This is a genomic window from Parabacteroides distasonis (assembly GCF_004793765.1).
In the GTDB taxonomy this organism is placed as follows: domain Bacteria; phylum Bacteroidota; class Bacteroidia; order Bacteroidales; family Tannerellaceae; genus Parabacteroides; species Parabacteroides distasonis_A.
Genome location: NZ_SRYM01000025.1, coordinates 39,486 through 52,464 on the forward strand (window position 1 = coordinate 39,486; position 12,979 = coordinate 52,464).

Annotated in this window: 13 protein-coding genes; 10 read left to right on the forward strand and 3 right to left on the reverse strand. The window is 47.0% G+C overall.

Annotated elements, in window-relative coordinates:
• Nucleotides 1-6: 6 nt before the first annotated feature.
• Nucleotides 7-453, reverse strand: coding sequence for a cold-shock protein (locus E5342_RS10245; RefSeq protein ID WP_135959321.1), 447 nt, complete (start codon nucleotides 451-453; stop codon nucleotides 7-9).
• A gap of 243 nt (nucleotides 454-696) precedes the next feature.
• On the opposite strand from E5342_RS10245, the gene E5342_RS10250 reads away from it, so the two are divergent.
• The 4 genes from E5342_RS10250 to E5342_RS10265 all read left to right on the forward strand — a co-directional run bounded on the left by E5342_RS10250 (nucleotide 697) and on the right by E5342_RS10265 (nucleotide 4,594).
• On the forward strand, nucleotides 697-1,275 hold the full coding sequence (locus E5342_RS10250) for a 3'-5' exonuclease (protein WP_121735949.1): 579 nt from the start codon (nucleotides 697-699) through the stop codon (nucleotides 1,273-1,275).
• A 77-nt stretch (nucleotides 1,276-1,352) separates the two neighbouring features.
• Nucleotides 1,353-2,348 (forward strand): N-acetylmuramoyl-L-alanine amidase family protein, encoded by a 996-nt coding sequence (locus E5342_RS10255; protein WP_121735948.1) that lies wholly within the window; start codon nucleotides 1,353-1,355, stop codon nucleotides 2,346-2,348.
• An 8-nt stretch (nucleotides 2,349-2,356) separates the two neighbouring features.
• The gene (locus tag E5342_RS10260; RefSeq protein ID WP_135959322.1) at nucleotides 2,357-3,889 is read left to right on the forward strand and encodes a sensor histidine kinase; all 1,533 of its coding nucleotides are present in this window, start codon (nucleotides 2,357-2,359) and stop codon (nucleotides 3,887-3,889) included.
• A gap of 21 nt (nucleotides 3,890-3,910) precedes the next feature.
• A complete protein-coding gene (locus tag E5342_RS10265; RefSeq protein ID WP_135959323.1) occupies nucleotides 3,911-4,594 on the forward strand; it encodes a response regulator transcription factor in 684 nt (227 codons plus the stop codon).
• Here the strand turns inward: E5342_RS10265 and E5342_RS10270 are convergent.
• Nucleotides 4,584-4,841 carry a TIGR03905 family TSCPD domain-containing protein gene (locus E5342_RS10270; protein WP_135959324.1) on the reverse strand — a complete coding sequence of 86 codons (258 nt, stop codon included), beginning with the start codon at nucleotides 4,839-4,841 and terminating at the stop codon, nucleotides 4,584-4,586. The two genes, E5342_RS10265 and E5342_RS10270, sit on opposite strands and share 11 nt — an antisense overlap.
• Nucleotides 4,842-4,923: 82 nt before the next feature.
• Here E5342_RS10270 and E5342_RS10275 point away from each other — a divergent pair, with 82 nt between their 5' ends.
• Nucleotides 4,924-6,240 carry a bifunctional folylpolyglutamate synthase/dihydrofolate synthase gene (locus tag E5342_RS10275; protein WP_135959325.1) on the forward strand — a complete coding sequence of 439 codons (1,317 nt, stop codon included), beginning with the start codon at nucleotides 4,924-4,926 and terminating at the stop codon, nucleotides 6,238-6,240.
• A 23-nt stretch (nucleotides 6,241-6,263) separates the two neighbouring features.
• Complete coding sequence (locus E5342_RS10280; protein WP_135959326.1) at nucleotides 6,264-7,679, forward strand: MFS transporter; 1,416 nt, start codon at nucleotides 6,264-6,266, stop codon at nucleotides 7,677-7,679.
• Between the two features lie 88 nt (nucleotides 7,680-7,767).
• On the opposite strand, the gene E5342_RS10285 is transcribed toward E5342_RS10280, so the two are convergent.
• Nucleotides 7,768-8,196: a hypothetical protein gene (locus tag E5342_RS10285; RefSeq protein WP_135959327.1), complete on the reverse strand. Its 429-nt coding sequence runs from the start codon at nucleotides 8,194-8,196 to the stop codon at nucleotides 7,768-7,770.
• A 239-nt stretch (nucleotides 8,197-8,435) separates the two neighbouring features.
• On the opposite strand from E5342_RS10285, the gene ispE reads away from it, so the two are divergent.
• The 4 genes from ispE to E5342_RS10305 all read left to right on the forward strand — a co-directional run bounded on the left by ispE (nucleotide 8,436) and on the right by E5342_RS10305 (nucleotide 12,923).
• Nucleotides 8,436-9,251, forward strand: coding sequence for a 4-(cytidine 5'-diphospho)-2-C-methyl-D-erythritol kinase (gene ispE, locus E5342_RS10290; RefSeq protein WP_135959328.1), 816 nt, complete (start codon nucleotides 8,436-8,438; stop codon nucleotides 9,249-9,251).
• Nucleotides 9,248-9,829, forward strand: a complete 582-nt coding sequence (locus tag E5342_RS10295; RefSeq protein WP_121736011.1) for a class I SAM-dependent methyltransferase — start codon at nucleotides 9,248-9,250, stop codon at nucleotides 9,827-9,829. The genes ispE and E5342_RS10295 overlap by 4 nt, the downstream gene beginning before the upstream one ends.
• 11 nt (nucleotides 9,830-9,840) lie before the next feature.
• On the forward strand, nucleotides 9,841-12,333 hold the full coding sequence (locus E5342_RS10300) for a S9 family peptidase (RefSeq protein WP_135959329.1): 2,493 nt from the start codon (nucleotides 9,841-9,843) through the stop codon (nucleotides 12,331-12,333).
• A 200-nt stretch (nucleotides 12,334-12,533) separates the two neighbouring features.
• Nucleotides 12,534-12,923 carry a putative quinol monooxygenase gene (locus tag E5342_RS10305; RefSeq protein ID WP_135959330.1) on the forward strand — a complete coding sequence of 130 codons (390 nt, stop codon included), beginning with the start codon at nucleotides 12,534-12,536 and terminating at the stop codon, nucleotides 12,921-12,923.
• Nucleotides 12,924-12,979 lie beyond the last annotated feature (56 nt).

Here is a 12,979-nt window from a genome sequence, read left to right on the forward strand (position 1 = left end):
GTATTATTATTTATTTTCAAGACAAACATTCACGGCACTTAAGCCTCTGTCGCCACGTTCAAGGTCGAACGTCACGATATCGTTCACTGAGATATCATCCACAACATTGTTCACGTGAAAGAAATACTTTTCCGTCCCCGACAAGTCACGGATAAACCCGAACCCTTTTGCCTCGTTAAAATAGTCTACCCTACCCCTTAAGATAACAGGAGCCACATCCTCTCTCTTAGGAGTCGAGATCAGGATATCTTCCTGATTTATCTCTTCTTTTTGACGAAATTCGGGAGGAACAGAGGTGATCATCCCGTTTTCATCCACATAAGCGATCATATCCTCAAAGCAAGTTGCCTTACCAGACGATTTTCTTTCCTCTTTCCTATTCTGTTTCTCTACTCGACGAGCTTGTTTCTTTTTCTCGTTTTCACGTTTACCAAATGATACGCATTTTGCCATACAGTCAATTTTAATTTATACTAGGACCTCACGTTCCGTGAAGCGTGTTTATACTAACTTAGCGTGAGAATTGATGATTAAAGGAGAGATCCACTTAATAAATATAAAAAGAAGAACTATGTCGATAATGATTCTAGACTCAAACTTTCGCAAAGATAGAAAAATAAATGGAGAAAACCTTATAGATCCTCTCATTTAAGAATAAAAAAACCTTACTTTTGTATCCTATACCAAAAAGCATTTATGAAACTACTTTTTTTCGATTTAGAGACTACCGGCATAAAATACTGGAGAAACGGAATTCACCAAATAAGTGGGGAGATCATAATCGATGGGGTTACAAAGGAATCCTTTAATTTTAATGTCTGCCCGCATCCCCAATGCGAGATAGAGGAAGAGGCACTTCGCATTTGCAACGTGTCCAAGGAACAGATACAAGCATATCCGTCCATGCGAGAGGTGTACGTTAAATTCGTAAACATGTTGTCTAAATACGTAGATAAATTTGACAAAAAAGACAAATTCTTCCTTGTAGGGTACAATAATGCCGCTTTCGATAATCACTTCTTGAAAGCCTTCTTCGTACAAAACGGAGATAATTATTTCTACTCATGGTTTTGGGTGAACTCGATTGACGTAATGGTATTGTCTACCCAGCATTTGATGCGCAAACGGCATGAGATGACAGATTTCAAGCAGGAAACGGTGGCAAGGACTTTAGGCATACAAATAGACTCCGCAAAACTGCACGACGCATCTTATGATATTCAATTAACCAAAAAGATTTATAATAAGATATCCTCCCTTTCATTTATGGGTTGATTGATTCTTTTTATAAATTATCGTTTTTGACTATAGGTTGATTTAATTATCTTTACGGCGTAGAATCAATTTTTAAGATATCTGTGAAACATAGTATCCATATTTTCTTCATCTTTATTACCGCTCTCGTATATACAGGTCCCTTGACTGCCCAAGAAAAGGCGTATCCGAAAAACGGAGAGGGCATCACTCTTTTTCTCAAACGTTTCAACCGTACCGGCGAGGCGTACCAGAAAAAGTTTATCGAGCTTAATAAAGGGAAGTTGGGTAAAAATAACAGTTTGCGCATGGGCGTAAAATATACCTTGCCTCCGCTCGCCTCCCCCCCTCAGAAAAAGAATTATCAGCCCCTGTTCGGTAAGTCGCTAGCCAGTTACCAAGTAACCTCTTCCGATTTAAAAGGAGCTTGCTTTTATCTGGTCAGTGGGCATGGCGGTCCGGATCCCGGAGCAATCGGCAAAATGGGTTCCCATGAATTACATGAGGATGAATACGCTTACGACATCATGCTACGTCTGGCACGTAATCTTTTAACACGAGGCGCCAAAGTACATATTATCATCCAAGACGCAAAGGATGGAATACGTAATCAACAATTCCTCAATAACAGCAAACGGGAAACTTGCATGGGTAGCCCGATCCCCCTTAGCCAAGTGAGCCGTCTGGATCAGCGCTGCGCCAAGATAAACAGCTTAAGCCGGAAAGACAAAGAAGTTTATAAAAGAGCTATATTCATCCATGTGGACAGCCGGAGCAAGCATAAAAGAACCGATGTCTTTTTCTATCATAAACCCAAAGATCAAGCGAGTAAGCGCTTGGCTAAGACGATGAAATCCATTTTCTCGCACAAATACAACCGCCACCAACCCGGCCGGGGATTCTCGGGTACAGTAGACGATCGTAACTTATATGTATTACGTCATACAACCCCGACCTCCGTCTTCGTCGAATTGGGCAACATACAAAACCAATACGACCAACAACGGATCATCCTCAGCAACAATCGGCAAGCCTTGGCTAATTGGCTTTGCGAAGGATTTATTACGGATTACAAATATTATAAGAAGAAATAATAGATCCCATGAATACCAGACTTCGTTTCAAGCTAATCGCCCTGTTGATCGTCTTATCGTTGACAGGACTTTTGGTTTTCCAAGGATATTGGCTGAAAGGTTTATACGATACCCTATATAAGCAGATGGAGATTAATATCGAGGAGGCGATGAAAATAGCCGATTACAAGGAACTGTTCCTACGTATCCGTACGATCAAGGAAAAACAGGGAAACCTAGGTCCACAGACCCAAGAAGTCTACTTTGGATCGGACAAAGGCTCGCCCAACGCACACTTGGATATGAGAAGCGAGCTTCCTTACGGACAGCAACCGGAACAGCAGCCAATAGGGCTGGACCGGGAAGAGATATTCCGGATGGTTAACCCTAACTCACGCATGCAACTACATATCGATTATGGTGATGACGAGGATTTCAGTTCCATAGACTCTACCTTAGTAGATTACTTATACGTGATCGGCGAGATAGAGAATATGGTACAACAAGCGATGCATGCCAATGTAGACACCATAGAGCCTATCGATTTCCAAAAATACAACAAGCTGCTCGCTTTAGAGTTGAAAGCTCGCAATATCGATACCCCACATGAGTTAGTAACTATCTACAAACCCCAAAAAGAAAACGTAAAAGGCTGGATGCATATAGATAGCCCACAGCGATTCGCCAATTGGACATCCCCCGTGCATTTCGATTATGCGATCCAGAATGAGAAGACTTTATCATACCGCCTGTACCTAAAATCCCCGTCGAGTGTCATCCTTACTCAAATGAAAGGCATCTTGACATCTTCTTTCCTGCTGCTTTTGCTTATCATCAGTGCTTTCATCTATCTTCTCCGAACAATACTCAAGCAGAAGACGGTAGAAGAACTGAAAACCGATTTCACCAATAATATGACCCATGAGCTGAAAACCCCGATCAGCGTAAGCTACGCCGCCGTGGACGCCTTGTTGAACTTCGGCGATCCCGTCAGCGGAAAGCAGCAGAAGTACCTGACTATCGTGAAAGATCAGCTCGTACATCTGACTGGATTGGTAGAACAGATATTGACACTCGCCGTGGAGAACCGTAGTACGTTCCGGCTACGCCCTGAGACGATTTCACTGAACGGACTATCGCAATCACTAATCGAACAATATAAGCTGAAAGCAAACAAGCCCATAGAATTCATCTGTTCCATTCCCGAGGACATAGAGCTGGTAGCCGATCGTACTCATCTATATAATATGCTGAGCAACCTTATCGATAATGCCATCAAATACGGTGATAAGGAGCCTTGCCGAATTAATCTGGTGGCTCGTCAAAACAGGCAAGAAATAACGATCTCCGTCACGGACAACGGGCCGGGAATCAGCGAAGCCAACCAGCGGCAGATATTCGACAAGTTCTTCCGGGTTCCCAGCGGGAATATCCACAACGTGAAAGGTTACGGATTGGGATTGTATTACGTGAAAGATATGATGAGCAAACATGGAGGAACGGCCAGCGTGGAAAGTTCTATCGGCAAAGGTGCGACCTTCACCCTGCATTTTAAACCATGAACGGAAAAACAAGTATCAGACATGGAAAAGATAAAAGTATTATTAGTAGAAGATGAGCCAACATTGGCCATGATCATCAAGGATACGCTGGATGGGAACGAGTTCAATATCACCCTAGCGGCGAATGGCGAGGAGGGCCTCTCCCGTTATGCGGAGATCAATCCGGACATTATCGTAGCGGACATCATGATGCCCAAGATGGATGGTTTCACTATGGTCAAGTTGATCCGTAAGACGGATACCCATACCCCTGTCCTATTCCTATCGGCCCGTTCTGCAGCCAATGACGTGGTAGAGGGCTTCGAGCTTGGCGGCAACGATTACCTGAAAAAGCCTTTCGGCATGGCGGAATTAATCGTGCGCATCAAGGCGTTACTGCATAAGGTGTCCGTCCAAAGACCGGAAGCCACCTCTTTCCGTATCGGGCTTTATACGTTCGATTCCATCACGCAGACATTGGTCTACCAGGGAGAGAAACAACTCCTCAGCAACCGGGAATCCGAGATATTGAAGCGCCTTTGCGATAATAAAAACCAAGTATTACCGATGAAAGAGATCTTGATAGACCTTTGGGGGGATGATTCTTTCTTCAACGCACGCAGCCTGCATGTCTTTATCACCAAACTGCGTCATAAGTTATCGAAAGACGAGTCTATCAAGATTTTGAATATCCGGGGTATCGGATATAAACTGATCATTGATTGAATTGCTTCAAAGCCTGTGCCATCTGGTCCGGGCATGAAGTTCCTCTTCCATGACAATCGATGCCAGACAAACGGCCGATAGCGTCTTGGACACGCATACCTTTCAATAAGGCGCACATGCCTTGCCCGTTACCGTGGCAACCTCCTACAATCTGTACATTCTCGATCACGCCATCCTTCACGTCGATCACCATCAACTTAGAACAAACGCCTCCTTGAGGCGTATAGGCTATACGTAATGTTTCCATTTTCTTTTCTCTCCTTTTTATAAATGAGTCGCAAAGGTATAAATAAAATTAACTACATTTGTAGCATCTAATTTACAAAAGCATGACATACGAGGAAACACTACACTATCTATATACCAGTATCCCGGTCTTCCAACACAGCGGAGCTGCCGCTTACAAACCCGGTCTTGGTACAAGTATCGCCCTAGATGATTATCTGGGAAATCCGCATAAAGCCTATAAAACCATCCATGTAGCCGGGACAAACGGCAAAGGTTCGGTCAGCCATCTATTGGCGGCCATTCTCCGACAATCCGGTTTCAAGGTCGGACTTTATACCTCTCCCCACTTAGTGGACTTCCGGGAGCGCATCCGGGTAAACGGGAAAAAGATCTCCCAAGATTACGTGGTCGATTTCGTCGAGCGTCATCGCTCTTTCTTCGAACCTCTCCATCCTTCTTTCTTTGAGTTGACATCCAGCATGGCTTTTGAGTATTTCCGTGACCAGCAGGTCGATTACGCGGTTATCGAGGTCGGGCTTGGCGGTCGTTTGGACAGTACGAACATCATCACCCCGATCTTGAGTATCATCACGAATATCAGTCTGGATCATACGCAATTCTTGGGAGATACGGAGGAGAAGATAGCGGCAGAAAAAGCCGGTATTATCAAGAAAGGCGTACCGGCACTCTTTGGGGAAACGGAGAAACACTCGGTTTACGACGTTTTCAAGAACAAGGCAGAAGAAGTTGGCGCACCTTTTTACTGCGCCCTACAAAACTTGTTTAAAGAAGAAAGCCGGTTGACGGTCGGTGGCAAATGGTTCTTCCATTCCATTGAATATGGAGAAATCCAAGGAGAACTTGGCGGTGAGGTGCAAGTAAGAAATGCTGTCACCGTATTATCCGCCATCCATATATTACGAACGGAATTGGGTGTAGATATCATCCCGGAAGCGGTACACGAGGGTTTCGCCCACGTAACGAGGCTGACGGGGTTGATGGGACGTTGGCAAACCTTGCGATCCAAACCGACCGTCATTTGCGACACGGGGCATAATGTAGGAGGCTGGGAGCATATAGCGGAGCATCTGAAAGTCTTGCGTCAATATTGCGGGCAGATCTATATGATCGTCGGCATGGTAAACGATAAGGATATTGACGGCGTATTATCCTTGATGCCACAAGACGCTTTTTATTTCTTTACGCAGGCCTCTGTGGAGAGGGCGATGCCCGTAGAGGATTTCGCAGTGAAAGCTATGTGGCACGGACTGTCTGGTACCCTTTGCAATACCGTGCAAGAGGCTGTTGAAAATGCGTTAGAAAGTGCCCGTGAGAATGACCTGATCTTTATCGGCGGAAGCACCTTTATCGTAGCGGACGCTCTCCCCTTGTTCATGAAAGAAGACGAATACAAATAATATAACTCTATAAAACAAATATCATGATAGAAAAAATTCATCAGAAACTAAGTGACTCGAAAGTCGCACGCTGGAGTGTACTCGCTTTGGCGGCATTCACGATGCTTTGCGGATACTTCCTTACGGATGTAATGGCTCCGCTTAAACCGATGTTGGAAGAACAGTTAAGTTGGACGAGTACGGAATATGGTTGGTTCACCAGCGCTTACGGTTGGTTCAACGTATTTCTTTTCATGTTGATTATTGGTGGTATCGTTCTGGATAAAATGGGTGTCCGTTTCACGGGTGTCGCTTCCTGTATCTTGATGATTATCGGTTGTTCCATTAAATATTACGCCATCTCGGACGCATTTACGATGGAAGGAGAGCTTTTCGGATGGAAAGCACAAGTGATGGTGGCCGCCCTCGGATATGCGATCTTCGGTGTCGGCGCAGAGACCGTCGGTATCACGGTATCTAAGATTATCGTACGGTGGTTCAAGGGAAAAGAGATGGCGTTGGCTATGGGCTTGGAGATGGCTACAGCTCGTTTGGGTACGGCCTTGGCTTTATCTATCACGGTTCCCGCCGCCAAGTACTTCGGTAGTATCTCCGCTCCTATCTTGCTTTGTCTTTGTATGTTGTGTATCGGTTTGATCGCCTTCCTCGTATTTTGCGTGATGGATCGCAAGCTGGACGCTTCGATGGACGCTATCGAGCAAGCCGAGGAGGAAGAGCCTTTCCGTTTGAAAGATATCTTATTGATCGTTACCAATAAGGGTTTTTGGTTGATCGCTCTGCTTTGCGTATTATTCTATTCGGCCGTATTCCCTTTCTTGAAATACGCCACGGACTTGATGGTCAATAAATATAACGTAGATCCGGAGCTGGCGGGAAATATCCCGGCTATCTTACCTTTCGGTACGATTCTTCTGACTCCGTTCTTCGGCAACTTATACGACCGCAAGGGAAAAGGAGCGACGATCATGATCTTTGGAGCCTTGATGTTGATCGGCGTACATTTATTATTCACGCTTCCGATCTTGAATCAATGGTGGTTCGCCACGATCGTGATGATCGTATTGGGTATCGCTTTCTCCTTGGTTCCATCGGCGATGTGGCCGTCTGTTCCGAAAATTATCCCAGAGAAGCAATTAGGTACGGCTTATGCCTTGATTTTCTGGGTACAGAATATCGGTCTGAGTATGGTTCCCTTATTAATCGGCTGGATATTGGATACGTATTGTAAAATAGACAATGGTACGGGCAAACCGGCTTACGACTATACGATACCGATGGCAGTCTTCACCTGCTTCGGTGTACTCGCCCTCTTCATCGCCTTGATGTTGAAACGTGAGGACCGGATCAAAGGCTACGGCCTTGAATTGCCGAACATCCAAAAGGACGCCGATAAAGCCGAGGCCGAGATAATCGCTAAAGAGATGATCGCGGAGCCTTAATAAAGCTCGATGCTAAGCGATGAAAGGTGCGGTAAGCGATATTTCCGCACCTTTTGTATTTACAGCCCCATGATAGACCGGGCACGTATCATTCCAACCGGAAGCGACCCACATCTGCCGGGGAAGCGCGTAACTGGTAGCGTCGCTCGAGGGGGCTGATCCCAAAGTCGCGCTTGTAGGCGAAGAAAAGGTTGACGCGCTTGCCGTGGCCGGAACGACGGGCCACCTCATCGAGTGTCATGGAGGTGTAGCGCAACAGGTCATCAGCCAAGCGCACCATATACCTTAAGCGGAATTCCGCTCCCGGCATCCCGGTGAGCAGGAAGCAAAGCGAGTCCATATCGCCCGTGCGTGCGCCGTAGCATTCGCAGAACCTGCCTAGATTACTGTTTCCCGCCGTGAGCCGGCGCAAGTAAGCGTCCATCACCTCAACGCCGGATGGCGACATCTCTCGCTCCACGGGGATGTACTCCACCACTTCTTCCTCGGTGTCCGCCCCTGCCGCCTCCCATACCAACGATCTTTCACGATATGTTTCTCCTTGTTTTCGTTATCTTAATAATTATCAGGATAACGAAAATCCAACTCATCGTTATCTCATCCACTAATATATAAACAAAAATCCGATTTATTGTTATCCCAATCACAAATAGGATAATATCAAGCCGGAAACGGATGATTGTTTATCCGATAGACGAGCATTTATAAGGATATCTTCTTATCTTCGCGTATCATATAAAACAAACATTAAATACTATGATCTGTTTCCCGAATGCCAAGATAAACCTAGGTCTGAACGTGGTAAGCAAACGTCCGGACGGTTATCATAATATAGAGACCATCTTCTATCCGATCCCCGTGAAGGATGCCCTCGAGATCGTCGCCTCGGATCAGCCCAGTTTCACGCAAACCGGAATCCCGGTAGACGCTCCCCAAGAGAAGAACCTCGTCATAAAAGCGCTGAACGCCCTAAAGACGAGATACGAGATTCCCCCGCTAGAGATCCATTTGTTGAAAGCGATACCTTTTGGCGCCGGGCTTGGAGGAGGTTCCGCCGATGCCGCTTTTATGTTGAAGCTGGTCAATGATTTCTGCGGTTTGGATATTCACCCGGATGAGTTGGAGGCGATAGCGTCCACCATCGGAGCCGATTGCCCGTTCTTTATCCGTAACACGCCGGTATTCGCGACCGGCACGGGAAACCAATTCGAGCCCGTGGACTTGTTCTTGAAGGATTATTATCTATGCTTGGTAAAACCGGATGTAGCCGTCTCCACCCCCGAAGCCTATTCGATGGTATCACCCGCCGCGCCCGAGACCTCCTTGAAAGAGATCATCCGGCTACCGGTATCCGAATGGAAAGAGCGGATGGTGAACGATTTCGAGCGAAGCGTATTCCCGAAACATCCCGTGATCGAGCGGATCAAGGATACCTTATACGAGGGAGGCGCCTTATATGCCACCATGTCCGGCTCCGGATCGTCCGTGTTCGGTTTGTTCGAAAAACCAACCCATTTCAAGGAACAATCCCTGTTCAGCGATTGTTTTCTATGGGAAGGACAATTATCATGAATCAAATAGAGACCTTTTTTGATACGATGGCAGAACGCTGGGACGCTGTCTGCGTACATGATCCGGGAAAGATCCGGACGATATTGGATCGTACCAACCTGCGGCAGAACGCCCGCATCCTCGATGTCGGTTGCGGCACGGGGATATTGGAAAGTTACCTGCTGCCGTACGAACCCCGCCAAATCGTAGCTATCGATATAGCGGGCCAAATGATCGAGAAAGCACGCATGAAATATCCGGATCATCCGCTCATCGAGTTCCTCCAAGAGGACGCTATGAATTACGAGGGGAAAGGATTCGACTATATTATCCTGTATAGCGCTTACCCGCATTTCATGCGGCCGGAACGGTTGATCGAGCATATGAGCGGTTTGCTCGTGCCCGGCGGCAAGCTGGTTATCTGCCACAGCGAGAGCAAGGAAAAGATCAATACGCACCACCATCGGCACGCCGATCAATTATCGCTGCCCTTGCCCCCGGCCCGAGAGGTGGCGGCATTGATGGAGCCTTATCTTCTTCCGCTCGTCATAGAAGATACCGAACAGCTTTACATCGTTTGTGGAAAACGTTTATCCTAAACTAATTATATATGAACAGAAAAACTAACTTAATTCCGGCATTGCTTCTTTCCGCCCTTTCGCTTTACGCCATGGAAGACGTGAAAGTAACGCAATTCCAGCACGCAGGCCCGTTTACGGTCAACAAGCCGATCCTAGCGGACAGCCTCAACGTAAATGGCAAGCCTTTCGAGGCGAAGAACCTATTAAAAGCGACCTTACCGTTCGAGCAAACGCTTGCGAACGCCACGGTACTCGACGCTGACACGGCAGGCGCGATCACCTTCGCCGCCCCGCAAAAGGGATATGCCTTGCATCTATTCTCTTTCTTCTTGAACAGCGACCGGTACGTAAAAGGTACGCTCGATATATCCGGCCCCGGAGCGTTCGAGGTATTCGTCAATGATAAACCGGTAGGAGCCTCTTCCGAGTTGGTGATGGAACCCCGTCGCTATCAAGTAGTCGTCAAATACCTGGCAGCGGAAACAGACACTTGTCCTCCCAGCCTAAAGGCTACCTTCAAAAGCGAGGCGGAAGCGAAAGTCGTAGCTTCCTTGAACCCGGAGAAACGCTACACCCTTCTGAATATCATAGAAGGTAAAGATTTCCAAGGCGTAAGTCTCTCCCCGAACGGGAAGTATGCCTTGGTAAAATATGTCAACCGGTTCCCGGAAGGCAAGAGCGAATCATACGGGCAATTGATGGATGCCGCTACGGGACGGGTCTTGTTGCAAGACGGAAGTTTCTTGACAACCGCCAAATGGATGCCTAAAAGCAACCGATTGTATTACACCCGCACCGGTCTGGACGGTACGGAGTTGGTAACCGTAGATCTGGCGACCTACCAACAAACGGTATTAGTCCCGAATCTTCCGAAAGGGCGGTTCGTATTCACCCCTGATGAGGCCACGCTTCTCTATACCGTAGAAGAGGAAGGTCCAAAGGAAGGGACGGACTTGATCCGTGTATTAGAGCCGGCAGACCGTATCCCGGGTTTCCGCAATCGCTCCTTCATCTGGCGTTATGACTTAAAAACAGGTTTGTACGAGCAACTTACTTTCGGGCATACGGACACTTATATCAATGATATCAGCGCTGATAGCCGCTATCTATTGTTCAGCACCAGCGACCGGGTGTACACCTCCTTGCCACACTCCCGCAATTCCCTTTATAAATTGGATTTACAGACCATGGCGATCGATACGATCTGGGAAAAAGCCCCGTATGTAAACCAAGCCGCCTTCTCGCCCAACGGTAAACAGTTATTGGTAGCCGGGGCAGGCGACGCTTTCGACGGAATCGGACGTAATATCAAGCAAGGACAAATCTCCAACTCGTACGACGGACAGTTATTCCTATACGATCTGGCAAGCCGTAAAGCCTCCCCTCTCACCAAGGACTTCAATCCGAACGTGATCGATGCCGTATGGAATCGCTTCAACGGGCAAATCTATATCCTCTGTGAGGATGAGGATTATCAACGGATCTATACGTGCGACCCAGCAAACGGGAAGATCAAGCAAGTAGCGGCCTCAGAGGATATCATTATGTCCTACGCATTGGCCGACAATGCCCCGGTTCTCTTCTATTACGGACAGAGCGCATCCAATGCTAATCGCCTTTACGCTTACGACCTGAAAGGTGGAAAGAACCGCTTGGTGTATGATCTCTCGCAAGATAAATTAAAAGATATCGCCTTGGGCGAAGCACACGACTGGAACTTCAAGTCGGATGACGGGACAACTATCCAAGGCCGTTATTACCTGCCGCCTCATTTCGATCCGAATAAGAAATATCCGATGATCGTTTATTACTATGGTGGTACTTCCCCGACGAACCGTGCGCTGGAGATGCGTTATTCCATGCATATGTACGCCGCTCTCGGATACGTGGTCTACACCTTGAACCCTAGCGGAACGACAGGTTTCGGACAGGAATTCGCCGCCCGCCACGTAAACGCATGGGGCATAAAGACCGCCGATGAGATCATCCAAGGTACCAAGCTGTTCTGCAAGGAGCATTCTTTCGTGAACGAGAAGAAGATCGGTTGCATCGGTGCCAGCTACGGCGGATTCATGACACAATACCTACAAACCCGTACGGACATTTTCGCCGCCGCTATCAGCCATGCCGGTATCAGCGCGTTGAGTAGCTATTGGGGAGAAGGTTATTGGGGATATGGCTATTGCTCCGTAGCGAACGCCGGCACTTATCCTTGGAACGCCCCGGAGTTCTTTACCAAGCAAAGCCCGTTGTTCAACGCCGATAAGATCAAGACCCCGCTCCTGTTGCTTCACGGCAACGCCGATACGAACGTACCCATCGGGGAAAGTATCCAGATGTTCGCCGCCTTGAAGATCCTAGGGAAAACCGTGGAATTCGTACAAGTGGATGGCGAGAATCATGGTATCGTAGGCTATCAGAAGCGTATAGGTTGGCAAAATACCATCTACGCATGGTTCGCCAAATGGCTGAAAGACGAGCCGGAATGGTGGAAAGCCTTATATCCGGATCGTACTTTATAAGAATATTTATTTGAACGAAAGCGTCTGTGTCTCCCGCAAGGGAATCGCAGGCGCTTTATTCGTTTGCGCATGGCCCCGGCTGTCATCCGGATCAGCTCCGTTTACGAACGGTAATTTTGATACAAAGATCCGTAATATATATACATATACTTGAGATAAATCCGAATACCTTTGTGATGTCAAACAATAACGATATCCTCATGAAAACAAAAGTAATCGCACTCTTCCTGCTAGGCTTCATACCAGCCTTCGCACAAGATATTTCTCAGCCCGCCCCAGAGAAGAACTTAGTCCGCCTATCCAAGATCACGGTCGATCCCGCCCAGTTGGAGCGTTATAACGCCTTCCTGAAAGAAGAGATCGAGGCCTCCATGCGCCTAGAGCCGGGTGTCCTTACGCTGTATGCCGTATCGGAGAAAGAGTATCCGAATAAAATAACCATCCTAGAGATTTACGCAGATCAAGACGCTTATAAAAGCCATATCCAAACGCCCCATTTCCAGAAATACAAACAAGAAACATTACAGATGGTGAAAGAGTTAGAGCTGGTAGATAGCACACCCCTGATCCCCGGATTGAAGATAAAATAATTATTGCTGTCCGATAAACCTTTTTATTGCAAGATAAAATTAGGGTCGATTCCATT

Coding starts and splice junctions, on each gene's coding strand:
- E5342_RS10245 (WP_135959321.1), bottom strand. CDS start 453: ATGGCAAAATGCGTATCATTTGGTAAACGTGAAAACGAGAAAAAGAAA.
- E5342_RS10250 (WP_121735949.1), top strand. CDS start 697: ATGAAACTACTTTTTTTCGATTTAGAGACTACCGGCATAAAATACTGG.
- E5342_RS10260 (WP_135959322.1), top strand. CDS start 2,357: ATGAATACCAGACTTCGTTTCAAGCTAATCGCCCTGTTGATCGTCTTA.
- E5342_RS10265 (WP_135959323.1), top strand. CDS start 3,911: ATGGAAAAGATAAAAGTATTATTAGTAGAAGATGAGCCAACATTGGCC.
- E5342_RS10270 (WP_135959324.1), bottom strand. CDS start 4,841: ATGGAAACATTACGTATAGCCTATACGCCTCAAGGAGGCGTTTGTTCT.
- E5342_RS10275 (WP_135959325.1), top strand. CDS start 4,924: ATGACATACGAGGAAACACTACACTATCTATATACCAGTATCCCGGTC.
- E5342_RS10280 (WP_135959326.1), top strand. CDS start 6,264: ATGATAGAAAAAATTCATCAGAAACTAAGTGACTCGAAAGTCGCACGC.
- ispE (WP_135959328.1), top strand. CDS start 8,436: ATGATCTGTTTCCCGAATGCCAAGATAAACCTAGGTCTGAACGTGGTA.
- E5342_RS10295 (WP_121736011.1), top strand. CDS start 9,248: ATGAATCAAATAGAGACCTTTTTTGATACGATGGCAGAACGCTGGGAC.
- E5342_RS10300 (WP_135959329.1), top strand. CDS start 9,841: ATGAACAGAAAAACTAACTTAATTCCGGCATTGCTTCTTTCCGCCCTT.
- E5342_RS10305 (WP_135959330.1), top strand. CDS start 12,534: ATGAAAACAAAAGTAATCGCACTCTTCCTGCTAGGCTTCATACCAGCC.